This is a genomic window from Vibrio sp. 1069 (assembly GCF_033340555.1).
On the sequence record NZ_JAWOWP010000521.1, the window covers coordinates 1 to 634 of the forward strand.

Annotated in this window: 1 protein-coding gene and 1 pseudogene; both read left to right on the top strand. The window is 47.0% G+C overall.

Translation table 11 applies throughout. The annotated features are described in order from the left end of the window. Positions 1–363, top strand: a 363-nt coding sequence (locus R7040_RS27510; protein ID WP_318097751.1) for a DMT family transporter, incomplete at its 5' end; no start/stop codon positions are given. Positions 364–388: 25 nt separating this feature from the next. After that, positions 389–634, top strand: a pseudogene (locus tag R7040_RS27515) (hypothetical protein); the annotation flags it as partial.

The following is a 634-nucleotide window of genomic DNA, read 5'->3' on the forward strand; positions in this document are numbered from 1 at the left end:
TTGCCCGTATTACTACTGACTTGTGTTCAGCTGTTTTCGGCAGGCTGTCTAGGTCTGTTGGTGTCGTTCTTGATGGAATCACGACCAGAGCAGGTGGATTCATCCATTTGGTGGTGGTTTGCGCTCAGTACGTTGCTTGCGACGAGTTTGCGTTACGTTATGCAGACGATGGGGCAAAAGTTTGTCCAAGCAGGGAATGCGGCACTGATTATGATCTTAGAGCCGGTTTGGACGGTTGTTCTCAGCATTCTTTGGTATGGCGAAGTTCTGACGGCCAATAAACTTGTTGGTTGTTTGCTGATTCTCTTTTCTTTGGTGATTTACCGCACTGGCGGCAGATTCTGCTTCCCCAAGCGAGCGTAAATACACGCTCTAAAGATGAACGACGATGGCAAATACTGAACATCAAGAAACATTAGATTTTTTAGATAAGCTGAGCGTATGCTTGTATCGCGCTGGCATCAGTGTGTTTGCCATCGCTCTTTTGGGGTTGGCTGCGTTGGAAAGTCAATGGCTCGACGGGATGGATGGTAGGTATAGAGCAGTATTTGCGGTATTCGCCATTGCTGGTGCAATGTCTGCGAGTAATATTCACGTTTACAGTAAGTCAGTTCGCACTATCATCAGTTGGTCT